The sequence below is a fragment of the Mycobacterium novum genome (assembly GCF_010726505.1).
GTDB lineage: Bacteria > Actinomycetota > Actinomycetes > Mycobacteriales > Mycobacteriaceae > Mycobacterium > Mycobacterium algericum.
In genome coordinates, this window is record NZ_AP022562.1 from 3,958,644 (window position 1) to 3,978,708 (window position 20,065).

Consider the following 20,065-nt stretch of genomic DNA (forward strand, 5'->3'; position numbering starts at 1 on the left):
GAGACGGCGAATTCAAGGTGGCATAGATGACGAAGTTGGACACCGTCGAGCGGGCGGTTGCCGACATCGCGGCAGGAAAAGCCGTCGTCGTCATCGACGACGAGGACAGGGAGAACGAAGGCGACCTGATCTTCGCCGCCGAGAAGGCCACCCCCGAACTGGTGGCGTTCATGGTGCGCTACACCTCCGGGTATCTGTGCGTGCCGCTGGACGGCGCCATCTGCGACCGGCTGGGCCTGCTGCCGATGTATGCGCTTAACCAGGACAAGCACGGCACCGCCTACACCGTCACCGTCGACGCGAAAAACAATGTCGGAACGGGGATCTCGGCCTCGGATCGGGCCACGACGATGCGGCTGCTGGCCGACCCGGCTGCCGCCGCCGACGAGTTCACCCGGCCGGGCCACGTGGTGCCGCTGCGGGCCAAGGACGGCGGGGTGCTGCGCCGGCCGGGCCACACCGAGGCCGCGGTCGACCTGGCCCGGATGGCCGGTCTGCAGCCCGCCGGCGCGATCTGCGAGATCGTCAGCCAAAAGGACGAAGGCGCGATGGCCAAGACCGACGAGCTGCGGGTCTTCGCCGACGAACACGGCCTGGCGATGATCTCGATCGCGGACATGATCGAGTGGCGCCGCAAGCACGAGAAGCACATCGAGCGAGTCGCCGAGGCCCGCATCCCGACCCGGCACGGCGAGTTCCGGGCGGTCGGCTACACCAGCATCTATGAGGACGTCGAGCACGTGGCGCTGGTTCGCGGCGAGATCGCCGGTCCGCACAACGACGGCGACGACGTGCTGGTCCGAGTGCACTCCGAGTGCCTGACCGGTGACGTGTTCGGTTCACGGCGCTGCGATTGCGGGCCGCAACTCGATGCCGCGCTGGCGATGGTGGCGCACGAGGGCCGCGGGGTGGTGCTCTACATGCGCGGGCACGAGGGCCGCGGCATCGGGCTGCTGCACAAGCTGCAGGCCTACCAGTTGCAGGACGCCGGCGACGACACCGTGGACGCCAACCTCAAACTGGGGCTGCCGGCCGATGCGCGCGACTACGGCATCGGGGCGCAGATCCTGGTGGACCTCGGCGTCCGTTCGATGCGGCTGCTCACCAACAACCCGGCCAAGCGGGTCGGGCTGGACGGCTACGGGTTGCACATCATCGAGCGGGTTCCGCTGCCGGTACGGGCCAACGCCGAGAACATCCGCTACCTGATGACCAAGCGGGACCGGATGGGCCACGACCTGACCGGGCTGGAGGAGTTCGACGATTCCTCACACCTGCCGGGCGAGTTCGGCGGGGCGCTGTGAGCCGCGCTGTCCGAGGAGAGCGGCGCCGATGAGCGGCCTGGGTGTGCCGGACATGCCGGCACTGGACGCCTCGGGCGTGCGCTTGGCGATCGTGGCCAGCACGTGGCACGCGCGGATCTGTGACGCCCTGCTGGCCGGCGCCCGCACCGTGGCCGCCGACGCCGGGATCGCCGAACCGACGGTGGTGCGCGTGCTCGGGGCCATCGAGATTCCGGTGGTGGCCCAGGAAGTGGCCCGCAACCATGACGCGGTCATCGCACTGGGAGTGGTGATCCGCGGTGGGACACCGCATTTCGACTACGTGTGCGACGCGGTCACCCAAGGGCTGACCCGGGTGTCGCTGGACGCGGCGATACCGGTGGCCAATGGCGTGCTCACGGTCAACGATGAGGAGCAGGCGCTGGACCGCGCCGGACTGCCCGAGTCGAGCGAAGACAAGGGGGCCCAGGCGGCCGCCGCCGCGCTGAGCACGGCGCTGACCCTGCGCGACCTGCGCGCCGCGCCGTGATGGCCCGGTCGGGATCCGCGCAGTGGGATCTGGAGGTGCGTCCGCGGCTGATGCGCATCGGCTTGTGGAGTGCGGCGATCCTGATCGTGGCGATCCACGTCGTAGTGAGCTTTCTGCTGACGATCCGCTCCAGCGGCGTCATCTTCCGCACCTATGACCGGGTGGCGGTGGTGGTGCTGGGCATCATCGTGGCCGGCTCGCTGCTGGTGTGGACCCGGGCGCGGGTGCGGGCGGGCGAATCCGGAGTGTCGGTGCGTAACGGGCTCGGCGACCGGTTGATCCCGTGGTCGGATGTGCTCGGCGTATCCTTCCCGCCGGGCAAGCGATGGGCCCGGCTGGAGCTGCCCGACGACGAATACATTCCGCTGGTGGCCATCCAGTCCGCCGACAAGGAGGCCGCCGTGGAAGCCATGCGCACGCTGCGGATCCTGGTGGCGCGCTACCGTCCCCCCGGCGAGAAGTCCCCCGCAACCGGGAGGAGCCCCCAGTGAAGACTCCCGGCTTTGCATGAAAAGTGGGGCTTTCACGTCGGCTCGCAGTAGAAAGTAGCCTGGTCACGTGCCAGACCCCGCGACCTATCGCCCGGCGCCCGGCTCCATTCCCGTCGAGCCCGGTGTCTACCGGTTCGTCGACCCGCACGGCCGGGTCATCTACGTGGGCAAGGCGAAAAGCCTGCGGTCGCGGCTGACGTCCTACTTCGCCGATGTCGCCGGCCTGCACCCGCGCACCCGCCAGATGGTGACCACCGCCGCGAAGGTGGAGTGGACGGTGGTCAACACCGAGGTCGAGGCGCTGCAACTGGAGTACAACTGGATCAAGGAGTTCGACCCGCGGTTCAATGTCCGCTACCGCGACGACAAGACCTATCCGGTGCTGGCCGTCACCCTCAACGAGGAATACCCGCGGCTGATGGTCTATCGCGGACCGCGCCGCAAGGGGGTCCGGTACTTCGGTCCCTACTCGCACGCCTGGGCGATCCGCGAAACCCTGGATCTGTTGCTGCGGGTCTTTCCGGCGCGTACCTGTTCGGCCGGGGTGTTCAAGCGCCACCAGCAGATCGGCCGGCCCTGCCTGCTGGGCTACATCGGCAAGTGTGCGGCCCCGTGCATCGGGCGGGTCAGCGCCGAGGAGCACCGCCGGATCGTCGACGACTTCTGCGACTTTTTGGCCGGCAAGACCGACCGCCTGGTCCGCAGCCTCGAACAGCAGATGCTGGCGGCCTCCGATGAGCTCGACTTCGAGCGGGCCGCGCGGTTGCGGGATGATGTGGCCGCGCTGAAACGCGCCCTGGAAAAACAGGCTGTGGTACTCGGCGACGGCACCGACGCCGATGTGGTGGCGTTCGCCGAGGACGAGTTGGAAGCGGCGGTGCAGGTGTTTCACGTGCGCGGCGGCCGAGTACGCGGGCAGCGCGGATGGATCGTCGAGAAGCCCGGTGACACCGGCGATGCGGAGAGCTCCCTGGAACGCCTCGTCGAGCAGTTCGTCACCCAGTTCTACGGTGATCAAGCCGAATTGGAGGGGGCCGCAGACGAGCCGGCCAACCCGGTCCCGCGTGAAGTGCTGGTGCCCTGCCTGCCGGGCAACGTCGACGAGCTGACCAGCTGGCTGTGCGAGCTGCGGGGTTCGCGGGTGTCGCTGCGGGTTCCGATGCGCGGCGACAAACGCGCACTGGCCGAGACCGTGGAGCGGAACGCCAAAGACGCACTGCAGCAGCACAAGCTCAAACGGGCCGGAGATTTCACCGCCAGATCCGCTGCGCTGCAGAATATTCAGGAGGCATTGGGGCTCGCCGACGCTCCGCTGCGCATCGAATGCGTCGACATCAGCCACGTGCAGGGCACCGATGTGGTCGGGTCCCTGGTGGTGTTCGAGGACGGCTTGCCCCGCAAGTCGGACTACCGCCACTTCGCTATCCGGGAGGCGGCCGGACAGGGCCGCTCCGACGACGTGGCATCGATCGCCGAGGTGACCCGCCGCCGGTTTCGTCGTCACCTGGACACCGAAGTTCTTGCCCCGGAGGGCAAGTCACGTAAGTTCGCCTATCCGCCGAATTTGTATGTGGTGGATGGGGGCGCCCCGCAGGTCAACGCGGCGGCCGCGGTACTCGCCGAACTCGGTATCACCGACGTCGCGACGATCGGCCTGGCCAAGCGGCTGGAGGAGGTGTGGGTGCCCTCCGAGCCGGACCCGGTCATTCTGCCGAGGCAGAGCGAAGGCCTGTATCTGCTGCAGCGGATCCGCGACGAAGCCCACCGGTTCGCCATCACCTACCACCGCAGCAAGCGGTCCAAGCGGATGACGGCGTCGGTGCTGGACGCGGTGCCCGGGCTCGGTGAGCATCGGCGCAAGGTGCTGATCTCCCATTTCGGCTCGGTGGCGCGGCTGAAACGGGCTACCGTCGAGGAGCTCACCTCGATCCCGGGAATCGGCGCGGCGACCGCGGCGGCCGTACTCGAGGCACTGGGGGCCGACGGCGCGACGGGTGCCGCTGAACAGCAACGGATGTCGGGATGAACAGCGAATTACCGAAGGGCGTGCGGGAGCGCGACGTCGGCGGCCCCGGAGACGGCGCCGGCATCGACGTGGTGCTGGTCACCGGGTTGTCCGGTGCGGGGCGCGGGACCGCGGCCAAGGTGCTCGAGGACCTGGGCTGGTACGTCGCGGACAACCTGCCGCCGGAGCTGATCGCCCGGATGGTGGACCTGGGATTGGCGGCGGGCTCCCGGATCACCCAGCTGGCGGTGGTGATGGACGTGCGTTCGGCCGGATTCACCGGTGACCTCGACTCGGTGCGCACCGAGCTGGCCACCCGCGGCATCAACCCGCGGGTGCTGTTCATGGAGGCCGGCGACGACGTGTTGATCCGCCGCTACGAGCACAATCGGCGCAGTCATCCGCTGCAGGGCCAGCAGACGCTCACCGAGGGCATCACCGCCGAGCGGGTCATGCTGGCGCCGGTGCGTGCGGTGGCCGACCTGGTGATCGACACCTCGGTGCTCAGTGTGCGTGAGCTGCGGGAGAGCATCGAGGAGATGTTCGGCGGGGACGCCGTCAGTGCTCCGACATCGGTTACCGTCGAGTCCTTCGGCTACAAGTACGGTCTGCCGATGGACGCCGACATGGTGATGGACGTGCGGTTTCTACCCAATCCGCACTGGGTCGACGAACTGCGTCCGCACACCGGACAGCATCCGGCGGTGCGCGACTACGTGTTGAGCCAGCGGGGTGCAGACGAATTCCTCGACGCCTACCATCGGCTGCTGTCGCTGGTGGTGGGCGGCTACCGACGAGAGGGAAAGCGATACATGACCGTGGCCATCGGGTGCACCGGCGGCAAGCACCGCAGTGTCGCCATCGCCGAGGCGCTGGCGCTGCGGTTGGACACCGAGGACGCGTTGGACGAGCTGTCGGTGCGCGTACTGCACCGGGATCTGGGTCGCGAATGAGCATCGAGCCCGCCGGCGGTAACCCGGGCATCGTTGCGCTCGGCGGCGGGCATGGTCTGTATGCGACGCTGTCGGCCGCCCGGCGGCTGACCCCGCACGTTACGGCGGTGGTCACCGTGGCCGACGACGGCGGCTCGTCGGGGAGGTTGCGCGGCGAGCTGGACGTGGTGCCGCCGGGGGATCTCCGCATGGCGCTTGCGGCATTGGCCTCCGACAGCCCCACGGGACGGCTGTGGGCCACCATCCTGCAGCACCGGTTCGGCGGCACCGGGGCGCTGGCCGGTCACCCGATCGGCAATCTGCTGCTGGCCGGCCTCAATGAGGTGCTGGCCGACCCGGTGGCGGCGCTCGATGAACTTGGGCGGATGCTCGGCGTCAAGGGACGGGTGCTGCCGATGTGCCCGATCGCGCTGCAGATCGAAGCCGACGTGTCCGGACTCGACGCCGACCCGCGGCTGTTTGGGGTGATCCGGGGCCAGGTGGCGATCGCGACCACGCCGGGCAAGGTTCGCCGGGTGCGGCTGCTGCCGGGCAATCCGCCGGCGACCCGGCAAGCCGTCGACGCCATCATGGCGGCGGATCTGGTGGTGCTGGGCCCGGGATCGTGGTTCACCAGCGTGATCCCGCACCTGCTGGTGCCCGGGCTGGCCTCGGCGCTGCAGGGCACCAAAGCCCGCCGCGCCCTGGTGCTCAACCTGGTCGCCGAACCGGGGGAGACGGCCGGATTCTCGGTCGAGCGGCACCTGCACGTCTTGGCCCAGCACGCCCCGGGTTTCACCGTCGATCACATCATCATCGACGCCGGCCGGGTGCCCAGCGAGCGTGAACGCGAACAGTTGCGTCGCGCGGCGACCTTGTTCGAAGCCGAGGTTCGGTTCGTGGACGTCGCCAGACCTGGTACACCTTTACATGACCCAGGAAAGTTGGCGGCAGCGCTGGACGAGGTTCGGGCAGCCGGCGCGTCGTCGCCGCGGATCCCGACACCGGCCACAGCGCCCGTCGAGGGCGGGGGCCGGCGATCCGGCGTGAGTGGACCGAGCGGGCTCGGGCCGGGAGGTGACAAGTCGTGGCGATGACGGCGGAAGTCAAGGACGAGCTGAGCCGTCTCGTGGTTAGTTCGGTCACGGCGCGCCGCGCCGAGGTCGCGGCGTTGCTGCGCTTCGCCGGCGGGCTGCACATCGTGGCCGGCCGGGTCGTGGTCGAAGCCGAGGTGGATCTGGGCGTCATCGCGCGCCGGTTGCGCAAGGACATCTTCGACTTGTACGGCTACAGCGCGATCGTGCACGTTCTTACGGCGAGCGGGATGCGCAAGAACACCCGCTACGTGCTGCGGGTCACCAAGGACGGGGAAGCACTGGCCCGCCAGACCGGATTGCTGGACTTACGTGGCCGGCCGGTGCGCGGCCTGCCCGCCCAGGTCGTCGGCGGCAGCGTGGCCGACGCCGAAGCCGCTTGGCGAGGAGCGTTTTTAGCGCACGGATCGTTGACGGAGCCGGGCCGGTCCTCGGCGCTGGAGGTCGGTTGTCCCGGCCCGGAGGCGGCGCTGGCGCTGGTCGGTGCGGCACGGCGGCTCGGGGTCAGCGCGAAGGCCCGCGAGGTGCGCGGTGCGGACCGGGTGGTGGTGCGCGACGGCGAGGCGATCGGCGCATTGCTGACCAGGATGGGCGCCCAGGACACCCGGCTGGTGTGGGAGGAACGCCGGATTCGCCGTGAGGTGCGTGCGACGGCCAACCGGCTGGCCAACTTCGACGACGCCAACCTGCGTCGTTCGGCCCGCGCCGCGGTGGCCGCCGCGGCGCGGGTGGAACGCGCCCTGGACATTCTGGGCGACACCGTCCCCGAGCACCTGGCCTCGGCCGGCAGGCTGCGCGTCGAGCACCGGCAGGCGTCGCTGGAGGAACTGGGCCGGCTCGCCGATCCGCCGATGACCAAAGATGCGGTGGCCGGCCGGATTCGGCGGTTGTTGTCGATGGCCGACCGCAAGGCCAAGCAGGACGGCATCCCCGACACCGAGTCCGCGGTCACCCCGGAGTTGCTGGAAGACGCCTGAGGGTGCGGTTGGCTTGTCCGGTGGTAGCCGTCAGTGAAAGTGGCTAAGAGATGGCCACATCTGCGCCCAGGTGCCGCGAGGCTGCTGGCACAGGTAAATCGTGCGATCGGTTTCCCAGGTGTGTTTGCCATCATCGGCGACGACAGTCGCCAACGGTGTGACCTGCGACCAGAAGTCGAGTAGATAACTGCGCGGGAAGTCGCCAACGCAGAGCACGGTGTCCACGCGGCCGGTCGGCGGGCCCCACAGGGCGTAGTTGTTATGCGCGCTGTAAACGGGATGTCGAAGATCAGCAGCTGGTCCGAGGATGGTCAACGCGCCGGCTTCGGTGTAGTAACCGGCGAAGATCGGGACGTCTGCGGGCAGGGGTGAAGCTGCGGCAACCACCTGTTCAGTGAACTGTGGCCAGCCGTATGTTGAGGCCAGCCACGGGTTGATCGTGCGCAATGCCTGGGCCGTCGAGATCGGTAGCACAGGTAGACAGAGCAGAACGGCGCCCACGAACGACACCGCAAGCGTGGCCGTCCAGCGCAGTGGCGGCCAACCACTTTCGCTCGTTTCGTCGAGTTGCAGACGAACACGTCGAGCAGATTCGACACGCACCGCTCCGGCAGCGAACAGCACGGCGAAGACCGGAGCCGCGTAGTACGGTCTGCCGCTGGCGCTGGTGAAGGCGATCAGTGCCACCGCAACCACGACCAGCATCCACCGATGCTCACGCTGAGCCGGTGTGATCAACCACCGGATCCCAAACGCCCACAACACAACCAGTAGCGGGCCGGCGACCACCACTGTCAACAGTGGCAGCTGGAGCAGCGAACCCAAGGTGTTGCGCGAATGTTCTGCGATCATCTGCGCGAACCGCAGATTCGGCCACCCATGCGTCGCGAGCCACCAAAGGTTCGGGGTGGCCAGCAGAAGCGTCAGGCCGGCGGCAAGCCAGGGGCGTGGGGTACGCAGCGTCTCGCGCCGGAACATCACCAGACCTGCAGCAATTCCGGCAATCAGTACGGCGGCGGTGTGCTTATTCTCGAGCCCGATTCCGGCGGCTGCACCGGCAAGCAGCCAAGATGGCGCGGTGTCGAGGCGTAGTGCGCGCGCGACCAACGCGAGCACGGCCACCCAGATGAGCTGGTCGGTGACGGTCGGGCCGAAAAACGCGGAGAGCCCGACGAACGCCGGACAGGATGCAACGGCTGCGGCGGCGATGACCTGCGCGAGACGTCGGCCGCCGAGTTCCGCCGTCAGCAGCGCCGCTGACACGATGCAACCGACGTGCGCGGCGATGGCGAACAACCGCAGCGCCAGCAGACCACCCCCGGGGAGGGCTTCGGCGACACGCGCCAGCAGCGGCACCAGCGGGGGTTGATCGACATAGCCCCACGCCGGGTGGCGACCGCAGATCACGAAATAGAACTCATCGGGGAACCAGCCGTACCTGGTCGCCACCGCCAGGTGCACCGTGGCGGCAACTGCCGCCACGATCGTCACGGGTACCCGTGCTGTCGCGGGCCGATGCGCAACCGCTGAATCGCTCAAGACCTACCGCCGTCCCGCAGCCGGAAAATATTACGAAGTCGGATCCCAAACTTAATAGCCCACAAGATTGTGAATGTCTCCGGACGCGGTGGCTGATGGTCGGCGTTGCGCGACCGTGGCTATGCCCGGGACGCCGGGCGTCGTTTCCACAGCTGACGGCGATGCACCGAACCAGCGCGGGCCTCAAGTAGTAACGCGATCTCGAAATCGCGTCGCACGGCTGCGGTTACCGCTATAACTGAACGCGGTATACGGCAGGGAGCGAGGGCAAGCATGGGGTTCATCAAACCGTCGATTCCGGACGTGGACCCCGAAACCTGGCGCGCCACTCCGTGGGCGGCCCGCATCCAGGTCTGCAGCAGGCACTGGGCCGAACACGGCTTCGGCACCCCGTCGGGGGTGTATCTGATCTACCTGCTCAAGATCGCGGCCTACGCCGTGGGGGCGGCCGCGGTGATCGGGGCAACCCCGGGCCTGGGCGGGCTGGGCCGGATCGGCGACTGGTGGACGCAGCCCATCGTCTATCAGAAGCTAGTGGTCTTCAGCCTGTTGTTCGAGATCCTGGGCCTGGGTTGCGGATCAGGTCCGTTGACCGCGCGGTTCTGGCCGCCGATCGGTGGTGCGCTGTATTGGTTGCGGCCCAACACGATCCGGTTGCCGCCCTGGCCGGGCAAGATTCCGTTCACCGGCGGCGACACCCGCAGCATCGTCGACGTCGTGCTCTACGCCGCAGTGCTGGCATCCGGGATCTGGGTGCTGCTGTCACCGGGGCGGGGCGACCCCGGCCCGGTGGGCCTGCTCGACCCGAGACTCGTGGTGCCGATGATCGCGGCGCTGGTCCTGCTGGGTCTGCGGGACAAGACCATTTTTCTGGCGGCCCGCGCCGAGCATTACGGACTGACGCTGTTGGTCTTCTTCTTTCCCTACGTCGACCAGATGGCGGCGTTCAAGCTCATCATTCTCGGGTTGTGGTGGGGCGCGGCAACCTCCAAACTCAACCACCACTTTCCCTACGTGGTCGCGGTGATGACGAGCAACAACGCGCTGCTGCGCTCGAAGATCTTCACCGGTGTCAAACACCGGATGTACCGGGATCACGTCAACGATCTGCGCCCCACCCGGATACCGCAGCTGATGGCACACGTCGGCGGCACCACAGCCGAATTCGTGGTTCCGGCGCTACTGGTGCTCGTCGCCGGTGACCACCCGTGGCGGTGGTTCCTGATCGCGTTCATGGTGGTCTTCCACCTCAACATTCTCTCCAACCTCCCGATGGGAGTCCCGCTGGAATGGAATGTGTTCGTCCTGTTCTCGCTGTTCTTCCTGTTCGGGCAGCACCCCGAGATCAGCGTCTACGACCTGCGGTCGCCGTGGCTGCTGGCCATCCTGCTCGTAGGACTCGTCGTGATTCCAGTCGCCGGAAACATGTTTCCGCAACAGATTTCGTTCCTCCCGGCGATGCGGTACTACGCGGGAAACTGGGCGGCCAGCTTCTGGTGCTTCCGCGCCGGTACCGAGGACACCCTGGAAACCAACATCGTCAAGAGCTCCGCACTGGTCATCAACCAGTTGGCCAAATTCTACGACCAAGCAACTGCCGATCTGGTGGCAGACAAGGTACCCGGAGCGTTTCGGGCCATGCACCTGCACGGCCGGGCGCTGAACGGACTGGTGTACCGCGCGGTGGAGAACGTGGCCGACTACAGCATCCGGGACGGCGAGATCATCGCCGGCCCGCTGATCGGGTGGAACTTCGGCGAAGGCCACCTGCACAACGAGCAACTGCTGGCCGCGGTGCAGCGCCGCTGTCACTTCGCCGAAGGCGACCTGCGGGTGATCGTGCTGGAAGGCCAACCCATTCACCGCCAGGAACAGGCCTACCGCATCGTCGACGCCAAATCCGGGCTGATCGAAGCGGGGTATGTGGCCGTGGCCGACATGCTCAGCCGTCAACCGTGGCCCGGGCCCGGCGACGAGTTTCCGGTCCGCATCACCGCGCAGTAAGCTACGGCCGCGTCGCCGCCGTACCCGATGACCTGTAGGTGCGGTCACGCACTAGGCTGGCGGCGAATACACCAGCAAACTAGGCGACACGAGGAGAGGCCAGTGACGGTCCGGGTAGGCGTGAACGGCTTCGGCCGCATCGGGCGCAACTTCTTCAGGGCATTGGACGCGCAGCAAGCCCAGGGTGCCAACACCGACATCGAGATCGTCGCGGTCAATGACCTGACCGACAACGCCAGCCTGGCCCACCTGCTGAAATTCGACTCCATCCTGGGCCGGCTGCCCCACGACGTCAGCCTCGAGGGCGACGACACCATCGTCGTCGGCAACACCAAGATCAAGGCGCTGGAGGTCAAGGAGGGCCCGGCCGCGCTGCCCTGGGGTGACCTGGGTGTGGACGTCGTCGTCGAGTCCACCGGCATCTTTACCAAGCGCGACAAGGCGCAGGGCCACCTGGACGCCGGCGCCAAGAAGGTGATCATCTCCGCCCCGGCCAGCGACGAGGACATCACCATCGTGCTCGGCGTCAACGACGATAAGTACGACGGCAGCCAGAACATCATCTCCAACGCCTCGTGCACCACGAACTGCCTGGGCCCGCTGGCCAAGGTCCTCAACGACGAGTTCGGCATCGTCAAGGGCCTGATGACCACCATCCACGCCTACACCCAGGACCAGAACCTGCAGGACGGCCCGCACAGCGATCTGCGTCGCGCCCGTGCCGCCGCGGTCAATATCGTGCCCACCTCCACCGGCGCCGCCAAGGCGATCGGCCTGGTGCTGCCGGAGCTGAAGGGCAAGCTGGACGGCTACGCGCTGCGGGTGCCGATCCCCACCGGCTCGGTCACCGACCTGACCGCCGAGCTGGGCAAGTCTGCCTCGATCGATGACATCAACGCCGCGATGAAGGCCGCCGCCGAGGGCCCGATGAAGGGCATCCTCAAGTACTACGACGCGCCGATCGTCTCCAGCGACATCGTCACCGACCCGCACTCATCGCTGTACGACGCCGGGTTGACCAAGGTGATCGACAACCAGGCCAAGGTGGTGTCCTGGTACGACAACGAGTGGGGCTACTCCAACCGGCTGGTGGACCTGATCGCGCTCGTCGGCAAGTCGCTGTAAGAGCGATCGTGGCTGTGTCTTCGGTCAAGGCTGTTTCAGAACTGATCGCCGAGGGGGTTTCGGGGCGGGGCGTGTTGGTGCGCTCCGACCTGAACGTACCGCTCGATGAAGGCAAGATCACCGACCCGGGCCGGATCACCGCATCGGTGCCCACGCTGCGCGCGCTGGTCGACGCCGGCGCCAAGGTGGTGGTGGCCGCGCACCTGGGCCGGCCCAAGAACGGGCCGGACCCCAAGCTGTCGCTGGCCCCGGTTGCCGCCGCACTCGGCGAGCAACTGGGTCGGCACGTCCAGCTGGCCGGTGATGTGGTCGGCACCGACGCGCTGGCCCGCGCCGAAGGCCTCACCGACGGCGACGTGCTGCTGCTGGAGAACATCCGGTTCGACGCCCGCGAGACCAGCAAGGACGATCAGGAGCGCCTCGCGCTGGCGCGGGCGCTCGCCGAACTGGTCGCCGCGCCGGACGGCTCCCCGGGGGCGTTCGTCTCCGACGGCTTCGGTGTGGTGCACCGCAAACAGGCCTCGGTGTACGACATCGCCACCCTGCTGCCGTCGTACGCCGGAACGCTGGTCGCCGCGGAGATCCAGGTGCTGCGGCAGCTGACCGAGTCGACCGAGCGGCCCTATGCCGTGGTGCTGGGCGGGTCGAAGGTCTCCGACAAGCTCGGTGTCATCAAGTCGCTGGCGACCAAGGCCGATTCCATCGTTATCGGTGGCGGCATGTGCTTCACCTTCCTGGCCGCCCAGGGTCTTCAGGTCGGGACCTCGCTGCTGGAGGCCGACATGGTCGACACCTGCCGGCAACTGCTCGACGACTACGCCGACGTGCTGCGGCTCCCGGTCGACATCGTCGTCGCCGACAAGTTCGACGCCGGCGCCACCCCGGAAACCGTTGCCGCCGATGAGATTCCGGAGGGCAAGATGGGGCTGGACATCGGCCCCGGCTCCGTGCAGCGCTTCGCCGCGCTGCTGGCCAACGCCAAGACCATCTTCTGGAACGGGCCGATGGGCGTGTTCGAGTTCCCGGCGTTCGCCGCCGGCACCAAGGGCGTGGCCGAGGCGATCGCAACGGCCACCGGCAAGGGCGCGTTCAGCGTCGTCGGCGGCGGGGACTCCGCCGCGGCGGTTCGGGCGCTCGGCCTGCCCGAGGACGGTTTCTCGCACATCTCCACCGGCGGTGGGGCGTCGCTGGAATACCTTGAGGGAAAACCACTGCCAGGCCTGCAGGTACTGGAAACCGGAGGGGCGCAATGAGCCGCAAACCGCTGATCGCCGGCAACTGGAAGATGAATCTCAACCACTTCGAGGCGATCGCACTGGTGCAGAAGGTGGCGTTCTCGCTGCCGGACAAGTATTACGACAAGGTCGACGTCACGGTGCTGCCGCCGTTCACCGACCTGCGTAGTGTGCAGACGCTGGTCGACGGGGACAAGCTTCGGCTGACCTTCGGCGCCCAGGACCTCTCGCAGCACGACGCGGGCGCCTACACCGGCGAGATCAGCGGGGCGTTCCTGGCCAAGCTGGGCTGCAGCTACGTCGTCGTCGGCCACTCCGAACGGCGCAGCTACCACGGCGAGGACGACGCGCTGGTGGCCGCCAAGGCCGCCGCCGCGCTCAAGCACGGGCTCACCCCGATCATCTGCGTCGGCGAACACCTCGAGATCCGGGAAGCCGGCAACCACGTCGAGTACTGCGTGGACCAGCTGCGCGGCTCGCTGTCCGGGCTGAGCGCCGAACAGATCGGGGCGAGCGTCATCGCCTACGAACCGGTGTGGGCGATCGGCACCGGCCGGGTCGCCGGTGCCGCCGACGCCCAGGAGGTGTGCGCGGCGATCCGCGCCGAACTGGGCAAGCTCGCCTCCCCGAGGATCGCCGAGGCGGTACGGGTGCTCTACGGCGGCTCGGTCAACGCCAAGAACATCGGCGAACTCATCGCCCAGCCCGACGTCGACGGCGGTCTGGTCGGCGGGGCGTCGTTGGACGGCGAGCAGTTCGCCACCTTGGCGGCGCTGGCGGCCGGCGGGCCGCTCCCGTGATGGCAGCCGGGCAACGGTAGGGTAGCGCCATGATCTTGACGCTGCAGATCCTCTTGGTGATCACCAGCCTGCTGGTGATGCTGCTGGTGCTGCTGCACCGCGCCAAGGGCGGCGGCCTGTCCACCCTGTTCGGCGGCGGCGTGCAGTCCAGCCTGTCGGGCTCGACGGTGGTCGAGAAGAACCTCGACCGGCTGACCTACTTCGTCATCGCCATCTGGCTGGTGTCGATCATCGCGGTCGGTCTGCTGATCAAGTACAGCTGACGGCGGTCAGCCGGCCCGCGCCACGATCACGGGCGTGCGGGCCGCGTGGACCACGGCGCGGCTTACCGAGCCCAGCAACATGCCGGCGAAACCGCCCCGACCGTGGCTGCCGACGACGACCAACTGCGCCGATCTGGAATGTTCGATGATGTGCTTGGCCGGGCGGTCGAGCACCAGCAGGCGATGCACCGCCACGTCGGGGTAGCGCTCCTGGAAGCCGGCCAGGGCCTCGGCCAGCACCGCCTCGGAGCCGGCCTTCAGCGCAGCCCAGTCCGCATCCGGAAGCTGCAGTGCGGACCCGTCGGTGCCGGCGTGCAGGGCGATCAAGTCCACACCACGCCAGGACGCCTCCTCGAACGCGAGCTCGGTGGCCAGCGCGGAAGTCGCGTCCCCGTCGATCCCCACGACCACCGGCAGCCGGTTCGGCTGCGCCACGGTGGGTGCGCGGCCGTGGATGATCGCGACCGGGCAATGGGCGTGCCGCACCAGTTCGGAGCTGACCGAGCCGAGCAGCGTCTCGCCGATCATGCCCAGCCCGCGCGGGCCGACCACCAGCAGGCGCGCCGCTTTGGATAGGTCCACCAGGGTCGGCACCGGAATGCCTTCGATCACCTCACCTCTGACATCCAGAGGGTGGCCCGCGGTGGCGGGCTCGGCGGCGCGGGCGAGACCGATCGCGTCGGCGATCACCCGCTGTCCCTGGGATACCCACTCCTTGTGCAGCGCGGTCCTGCCGGCGGCGGAGACGAACTCCACCGGGCCCCGGGGCAGTGGCGGTACCACGTGGACTATGGTCAGGGCGATATTGCGCATCTTCGCCGCATGGACGGCCCACCGGATGGCGTCATGCGATGCCGGTGACCCGTCGGCACCGACGATGATTCCGGAACCTGCTGTAGTAGAAGCCATTTCGATTCCATCCCGGCCCTCAGCTCAGCTGGCGGCCTGCACCTTGATGTGTTTTTCGGGTGGAGCGGCCGGTTCGGTGACCGCCACGGAAACGGTCAGGATGCCGTTGTTGTAGCTGGCTTTGATGTCGTCCTCGTCGGCGCCCGCCGGCAGCGTGACCGACCGGACGAACGAGCCGTAGGAGAACTCCGAGCGGCCCTTGGCCGCTGTGCTCTCGGTGCGCTCGGCTTTGATGGTCAGTTGACCGTCGTGCACGGTGACGTCGACGTCCTTGGCCGGGTCGATACCCGGCAGCTCGGCGCGCACCACGTAGTGGCCATCTTCCAGCTGGTCTTCCAGGCGGATCAGGTTCGCCTCGACGACGGGCCAGCGCCCGGCCCAGGCCGGGAAACCGGTGAACAGTTCGGATAACTCCGGGAACATCGACCGCGGCTGCCGCCGGATCTGCAGATCTTTCATGATGCGTCCTTTGTTGCGTTCGGATACTTCCGATTCCACTCCCCGCGACAGGCCCGGGGCAGGGCCGGAAGTCCCCTCCGGATAGGGATGTTCGTCGTCAGTCCGCCAGTGCTCAGAACTCGCAGAACCGGCTCACACAGCCCCCGGCGAACGCCGTGTCGACGTGGGGCACCGCGGGCTCGGGGGAGGCGAAGCTGAGCACCTGCCCTTCCCGGCTGCCATAGCGGTACACGGTGATTCCCTTGACTTTCGCCCGCCAGGCATCGTGGTAGACGGCGCGGACGTCGTCGACGGTCGCGGTGGCCGGCAGGTTCACCGTCTTGGAGACGGCGGCATCGACATGGCGCTGAACGGCCGCCTGCATCCGCAGATGCCACTCCGGGGCGATCTCGCCCGCCGTCGGAAACGCGGACTGAATCTCCGCGGGTATCCGGTCATAGCCACGGACCCCGCCACACCGCGCGATCTCGGTGAACAACTCGTCGTGGTACAGGCCCCGGTCGCGGGTGAGCCGGTCGAAGTAGGGGTTGACCTCCAGCAGGTGGCGGCCCAGGATCGCGCGGGTGTAAGCGATCGCGAACATCGGCTCGATGCCGGCGGTGGTGCCGGCGATCAGGGAGATGGTTCCTGTCGGGGCGATCGAGGTGACCTGCGCGTTGCGCATCGGCACCGTAGTGGCGAACCGGCTGCGGCCGAAAGCCGGGAATACTCCGCGGGTTTCGGCCAGTCGCGCCGACGCTGCGTGCGCCGCCCGCTGGATGTGAGCGGCGATGCGCCCGCCCAGGCGGACGCCCCGGGCACTGTCGTAGGGGATCCCCAGGATTGCCAGCAGTTCCGCCAACCCCATCACGCCCAGGCCGATCTTGCGGGTCGCCCGGCTGGCGTCGTCGAGCTCGGGAAACGGGTAGGCGTTGACGTCGATCACGTCATCGAGGAAACGCACCCCCAGCTCGACGACCTCGGTCAGCCGGTCCCAGTCGACCCGGCCACCGCGGACCAGCTGCGCCAGGTTGACCGACCCCAGGTTGCAGGATTCGTACGGCAGCAACGGAACCTCGCCGCACGGGTTGGTCGCCTCGATCCGGCCCGCGTCCGGCGTGGGGTTGGCGCGGTTGATCGCATCCAGGAACAGCAGGCCCGGATCGCCGCAGCGGTGAGCGGCGTCGCAGATCGCGGAGAACACCTCGACTGCCGGTACCTCGGACACGGTCCGGCCGGTGCGGGGGTTGATCAGCCGGTGGCGCCCGCCTCGGGCCACCGCACGCATGAACGCGTCGGTGACTCCGACCGACAGGTTGAAATGGGCCAGGCCGGCCGGTGTTCCGGATTTGGCGGCGATGAAGTCGAAGATGTCGGGGTGGGACACGTCCAGCACCGCCATGCAGGCGCCGCGGCGCCGCCCACCGAGCTGGACCACCTCGGCGGCGGTGTCGAACAACCGCAGAAACGGCACCGGCCCACTGGCGCTGCCCCCGCTGCCCACCCCATCCCCGGCCGGGCGCAACTGACCGAACGCGTACCCGGTGCCGCCCCCCGCCTGATGGATCTCGGCGGTGTGGCCCAACGTGGTGAAGATCGACCGCAGCGAATCCTCCAACGGCAGCACGACACAACCGGACAGCAGGCCCAGCGGAGTCCCGGCGTTCATCAACGTCGGCGAATTGGGCAGAAACTCCAGCCCCCGCAGCAGCTCTGAGAACCGCTGCGCCCACTGCGCCGATGATCCGGCGCGGTAGGCGTCCTCGGCGCCGGCGACGAACGCCGCGACCCGCTCCATCATCTCGCCGGTCGACTCGGTGGGCCGGCCCCGGTTGTCGCGCAGCAGATAGCGCTCACTGAGCACGGTGACCGCGGCCAGGCTCAGCTTCAACTCATCCCGTACCCCGAGCAGCCGTTTGGCGGTCCGCAGCTCGGCGCGCTGCTGACGGAAAATGATGTAGGCGCGGGCAATGTCGTCGAATCCGGCGGCATTCAGTTGCGACTCCACCACATCCTGGATCTGTTCGACGGCGACCGGCCGGCCGTGCGCGCGGCGGCCCAGCTCATCGGCGACGGCCCGGGCCACCTGGGCCGCCACCGCGGCATCGGGGTGGCCGGTCTCGCGGGCCGCCCGCCCGATCGCGGTCTCGATGCGTCCCGGGTCGAAGGCCACCGAACGCCCGTCGCGGCGGCGGACCGTGCTGGGCCACCGGGGATCGTGTCGTCGTGCGCCCATGACCTCGAGTATGCGACGCCGCCGCGGGCCCACGCTGACGAACGGCCCGGCCGGGCGAGGACTTCGGGCCCTCGCCTTGCGCGGTGCACTGGGAGCACAGTGGTGTTGTGTGACGGCGACCGACCGATGCACGACGGCGGTGACGGCGATGATCGATACAGCAGATGTGAGAAGCCCACGGGCGCGGCGACTGTTTCGCGACCGTCGGGAGGCCGGTCGCGTCCTGGCCGACCTGCTGACCGCCTACCGGGGTCGCGACGACGTGATCGTGCTCGGTCTGGCGCGGGGCGGCATCCCGGTCGCTTGGGAGGTCGCGGCCGCTCTCGATGCGCCGCTGGACGCCTTCATCGTTCGCAAACTCGGGGCGCCCGGCCATGAAGAGTTCGCGGCGGGCGCGCTGGCCAGCGGCGGGCGTGTGGTGCTCAACGACGACGTGGTGCGCGGGCTGCGGATCACCCCGCAACAGCTGCGCGATATCGCCGAGCACGAAGGCCGTGAGCTGGCCCGGCGCGAGGCCGTCTACCGCGACGGGCGCCCCCCGGTGGCGGTCGCCGGCAAGACGGTGATCCTCGTCGACGACGGGCTGGCCACCGGCGCCAGCATGCTCGCAGCCGTGCAGGCACTGCAGGACTTCGAACCCGCACACATCGTGATCGCCGTTCCCGCGGCTCCGGAATCGACCTGCCGGGAATTCGCCGGTCTCGTCGACGACGTGGTGTGCGCCACCATGCCGACCCCGTTTCGTGCGGTCGGCGAGTCGTTCTGGGACTTCAGCCAGGTCTCCGACGAGGAGGTCCGCACGCTGCTGGCCACCCCGGCCCAGCCGGCCACCAGTCGGAAACCGGCGTCCACCCCGGTCGAAGTGATTCGTCGCGCCGCGATCGACGCCCCGGCCGGTGTACCGCCGCGGGCGGCGCTGGAGCAACTGATCGGCGACGCCCGCATCGTGCTGATCGGTGAGGGCTCGCACGGCACCCACGAGTTCTACGCGGCCCGCGCGGACATCACCCGATGGCTGATCGCCGAGAAGGGGTTCTGCGCCGTCGCCGCTGAGGCGGACTGGCCGGACGCCCAGCGCGTCAACCGCTATGTCCGCGGCCTGGGTGAGGACACCGACGCCGATGCGGCGCTGAGCGGATTCGAGCGTTTCCCGGCGTGGATGTGGCGCAACACCGTGGTCCGTGAGTTCGTCGACTGGCTGCGCGCCCACAATCAGCGCTGCGGATCGTCGGGCCGCCAAACCGGTTTCTACGGGTTGGACCTCTACAGCCTGCACCGGTCGATGCAGGCCGTGATCGGCTACCTGGAGACGATCGATTCGGCGGCGGCAGCGCGCGCCCGGGCCCGCTACGCGTGCTTCGATCACACCGCCGCGCAGGATGGTCAGGCCTACGGATACGGCGCGGCGTTCGGCGCCGGACCGTCCTGCGAGCGCGAGGCGATCGAGCAGCTGGTCGAGTTGCAGCGCGACGCGCTGAGCTATGCCCAGCGTGACGGGCTGACCGCGCAGGATGCGCTCTTCGACGCACTGCGCAACGCCCACACCGTCCGCAACGCCGAGGTGTACTACCGCGCGATGTTCAGCGGTCGGGTCACCTCGTGGAACCTGCGGGATCAGCATATGGCGCTGACCCTGGATGCGCTGCTGGCCCACCTCGACGATCGCCCCGGCGCACCGCCGGCCCGCATCGTGGTGTGGGCACACAATTCTCACGTCGGTGACGCCAGGGCGACCGAGATGTCCGGCGACGGCCAGCTCACGCTCGGCCAGCTGGTGCGCCAGCGCTACGGCGATGCGGTGCGCCTGATCGGCTTCAGCACCTACAGCGGTACGGTCACCGCGGCCAGCGAGTGGGGCGGACCCGCCGAACACAAGACGGTCCGTCCGGCGCTGAACGGCAGCATCGAGGAACTTCTCCATTCCACCGGCAGAACCGAGTTCCTGCTGTCGACGCTCAAGCCCTCCGCGGCGGCCGCGGTGCTCGGCGCCGTCCGGCTGAACCGCGCCATCGGCGTGATCTATCAGCCCGCCACCGAACGGCAGAGCCACTACTTCCACGCCAGGCCCGCCGACCAGTTCGACGCGATCATCCATATCGACAACACCTGCGCCCTGGAACCCCTTGAAGTCACCAGTGTTTGGGTCGAGGGCCAGAACCCGCAGACCTACCCGAGTGGCATATAGCTGGGTTGGGCGGGCCGATC

Annotated in this window: 17 protein-coding genes; 13 read left to right on the top strand and 4 right to left on the bottom strand. The window is 68.4% G+C overall.

Going from position 1 to position 20,065, the window contains the following annotated elements; translation table 11 throughout:
• Positions 1-26 precede the first annotated feature (26 nt).
• The 7 genes from G6N19_RS18715 (at position 27) to whiA (ending at position 7,311) form a co-directional block, all read left to right on the top strand.
• Positions 27-1,304, top strand: a complete 1,278-nt coding sequence (locus G6N19_RS18715; protein WP_013829217.1) for a bifunctional 3,4-dihydroxy-2-butanone-4-phosphate synthase/GTP cyclohydrolase II — start codon at positions 27-29, stop codon at positions 1,302-1,304.
• A gap of 28 nt (positions 1,305-1,332) precedes the next feature.
• Positions 1,333-1,812: a 6,7-dimethyl-8-ribityllumazine synthase gene (gene ribH / locus G6N19_RS18720; RefSeq protein ID WP_013829216.1), complete on the top strand. Its 480-nt coding sequence runs from the start codon at positions 1,333-1,335 to the stop codon at positions 1,810-1,812.
• Positions 1,812-2,303 carry a PH domain-containing protein gene (locus G6N19_RS18725; protein WP_041318033.1) on the top strand — a complete coding sequence of 164 codons (492 nt, stop codon included), beginning with the start codon at positions 1,812-1,814 and terminating at the stop codon, positions 2,301-2,303. The genes ribH and G6N19_RS18725 overlap by 1 nt, the downstream gene beginning before the upstream one ends.
• A gap of 67 nt (positions 2,304-2,370) precedes the next feature.
• Entirely contained in the window at positions 2,371-4,329 is a 1,959-nt protein-coding gene (gene uvrC / locus G6N19_RS18730; RefSeq protein WP_013829214.1) for an excinuclease ABC subunit UvrC, read from the top strand.
• Positions 4,326-5,261, top strand: a complete 936-nt coding sequence (gene rapZ / locus G6N19_RS18735; protein WP_013829213.1) for an RNase adapter RapZ — start codon at positions 4,326-4,328, stop codon at positions 5,259-5,261. The genes uvrC and rapZ overlap by 4 nt, the downstream gene beginning before the upstream one ends.
• Positions 5,258-6,337: a uridine diphosphate-N-acetylglucosamine-binding protein YvcK gene (gene yvcK, locus G6N19_RS18740; protein ID WP_013829212.1), complete on the top strand. Its 1,080-nt coding sequence runs from the start codon at positions 5,258-5,260 to the stop codon at positions 6,335-6,337. Before rapZ ends, yvcK begins: the two co-directional genes overlap by 4 nt.
• Positions 6,334-7,311, top strand: coding sequence for a DNA-binding protein WhiA (gene whiA, locus G6N19_RS18745; protein ID WP_085975770.1), 978 nt, complete (start codon positions 6,334-6,336; stop codon positions 7,309-7,311). The genes yvcK and whiA overlap by 4 nt, the downstream gene beginning before the upstream one ends.
• A 30-nt stretch (positions 7,312-7,341) precedes the next feature.
• Here whiA and G6N19_RS18750 read toward each other — a convergent pair whose 3' ends face one another.
• A complete protein-coding gene (locus G6N19_RS18750; RefSeq protein WP_232062430.1) occupies positions 7,342-8,802 on the bottom strand; it encodes a glycosyltransferase family 39 protein in 1,461 nt (486 codons plus the stop codon).
• Positions 8,803-9,123: 321 nt separating this feature from the next.
• On the opposite strand from G6N19_RS18750, the gene G6N19_RS18755 reads away from it, so the two are divergent.
• The 5 genes from G6N19_RS18755 (at position 9,124) to secG (ending at position 14,277) form a co-directional block, all read left to right on the top strand.
• Positions 9,124-10,854 (top strand): DUF3556 domain-containing protein, encoded by a 1,731-nt coding sequence (locus G6N19_RS18755; protein WP_193465419.1) that lies wholly within the window; start codon positions 9,124-9,126, stop codon positions 10,852-10,854.
• A 102-nt stretch (positions 10,855-10,956) separates the two neighbouring features.
• Positions 10,957-11,979 (top strand): type I glyceraldehyde-3-phosphate dehydrogenase, encoded by a 1,023-nt coding sequence (gene gap, locus G6N19_RS18760; protein WP_083037371.1) that lies wholly within the window; start codon positions 10,957-10,959, stop codon positions 11,977-11,979.
• 14 nt (positions 11,980-11,993) lie between these two features.
• Positions 11,994-13,232: a phosphoglycerate kinase gene (locus tag G6N19_RS18765; RefSeq protein WP_041318030.1), complete on the top strand. Its 1,239-nt coding sequence runs from the start codon at positions 11,994-11,996 to the stop codon at positions 13,230-13,232.
• Positions 13,229-14,014, top strand: a complete 786-nt coding sequence (gene tpiA, locus G6N19_RS18770; protein WP_193465420.1) for a triose-phosphate isomerase — start codon at positions 13,229-13,231, stop codon at positions 14,012-14,014. The genes G6N19_RS18765 and tpiA overlap by 4 nt, the downstream gene beginning before the upstream one ends.
• 29 nt (positions 14,015-14,043) lie before the next feature.
• The gene (gene secG, locus G6N19_RS18775) at positions 14,044-14,277 is read left to right on the top strand and encodes a preprotein translocase subunit SecG (RefSeq protein ID WP_083037368.1); all 234 of its coding nucleotides are present in this window, start codon (positions 14,044-14,046) and stop codon (positions 14,275-14,277) included.
• A 6-nt stretch (positions 14,278-14,283) separates the two neighbouring features.
• Here the strand turns inward: secG and G6N19_RS18780 are convergent, their stop codons facing one another.
• The 3 genes from G6N19_RS18780 to G6N19_RS18790 form a co-directional block, all read right to left on the bottom strand.
• Positions 14,284-15,186, bottom strand: a complete 903-nt coding sequence (locus tag G6N19_RS18780) for a universal stress protein (protein ID WP_193465421.1) — start codon at positions 15,184-15,186, stop codon at positions 14,284-14,286.
• 24 nt (positions 15,187-15,210) lie between these two features.
• Complete coding sequence (locus G6N19_RS18785; RefSeq protein ID WP_193466444.1) at positions 15,211-15,648, bottom strand: Hsp20/alpha crystallin family protein; 438 nt, start codon at positions 15,646-15,648, stop codon at positions 15,211-15,213.
• Positions 15,649-15,757: 109 nt separating this feature from the next.
• Positions 15,758-17,860 (bottom strand): adenosylcobalamin-dependent ribonucleoside-diphosphate reductase, encoded by a 2,103-nt coding sequence (locus G6N19_RS18790; protein WP_193465422.1) that lies wholly within the window; start codon positions 17,858-17,860, stop codon positions 15,758-15,760.
• A gap of 148 nt (positions 17,861-18,008) precedes the next feature.
• On the opposite strand from G6N19_RS18790, the gene G6N19_RS18795 reads away from it, so the two are divergent.
• The gene (locus G6N19_RS18795; protein ID WP_193465423.1) at positions 18,009-20,045 is read left to right on the top strand and encodes an erythromycin esterase family protein; all 2,037 of its coding nucleotides are present in this window, start codon (positions 18,009-18,011) and stop codon (positions 20,043-20,045) included.
• The last annotated feature ends 20 nt before the right edge of the window (positions 20,046-20,065 follow it).

What these genes read in the sequence shown, in the direction of transcription:
- tpiA (WP_193465420.1), top strand. Translation starts at nt 13,229, where the DNA reads ATGAGCCGCAAACCGCTGATCGCCGGCAACTGGAAGATGAATCTCAAC.
- G6N19_RS18790 (WP_193465422.1), bottom strand. Translation starts at nt 17,860, where the DNA reads ATGGGCGCACGACGACACGATCCCCGGTGGCCCAGCACGGTCCGCCGC.
- whiA (WP_085975770.1), top strand. Translation starts at nt 6,334, where the DNA reads ATGACGGCGGAAGTCAAGGACGAGCTGAGCCGTCTCGTGGTTAGTTCG.
- G6N19_RS18780 (WP_193465421.1), bottom strand. Translation starts at nt 15,186, where the DNA reads ATGGCTTCTACTACAGCAGGTTCCGGAATCATCGTCGGTGCCGACGGG.
- G6N19_RS18725 (WP_041318033.1), top strand. Translation starts at nt 1,812, where the DNA reads ATGGCCCGGTCGGGATCCGCGCAGTGGGATCTGGAGGTGCGTCCGCGG.
- G6N19_RS18715 (WP_013829217.1), top strand. Translation starts at nt 27, where the DNA reads ATGACGAAGTTGGACACCGTCGAGCGGGCGGTTGCCGACATCGCGGCA.
- G6N19_RS18795 (WP_193465423.1), top strand. Translation starts at nt 18,009, where the DNA reads ATGATCGATACAGCAGATGTGAGAAGCCCACGGGCGCGGCGACTGTTT.
- yvcK (WP_013829212.1), top strand. Translation starts at nt 5,258, where the DNA reads ATGAGCATCGAGCCCGCCGGCGGTAACCCGGGCATCGTTGCGCTCGGC.
- ribH (WP_013829216.1), top strand. Translation starts at nt 1,333, where the DNA reads ATGAGCGGCCTGGGTGTGCCGGACATGCCGGCACTGGACGCCTCGGGC.
- rapZ (WP_013829213.1), top strand. Translation starts at nt 4,326, where the DNA reads ATGAACAGCGAATTACCGAAGGGCGTGCGGGAGCGCGACGTCGGCGGC.
- G6N19_RS18755 (WP_193465419.1), top strand. Translation starts at nt 9,124, where the DNA reads ATGGGGTTCATCAAACCGTCGATTCCGGACGTGGACCCCGAAACCTGG.
- secG (WP_083037368.1), top strand. Translation starts at nt 14,044, where the DNA reads ATGATCTTGACGCTGCAGATCCTCTTGGTGATCACCAGCCTGCTGGTG.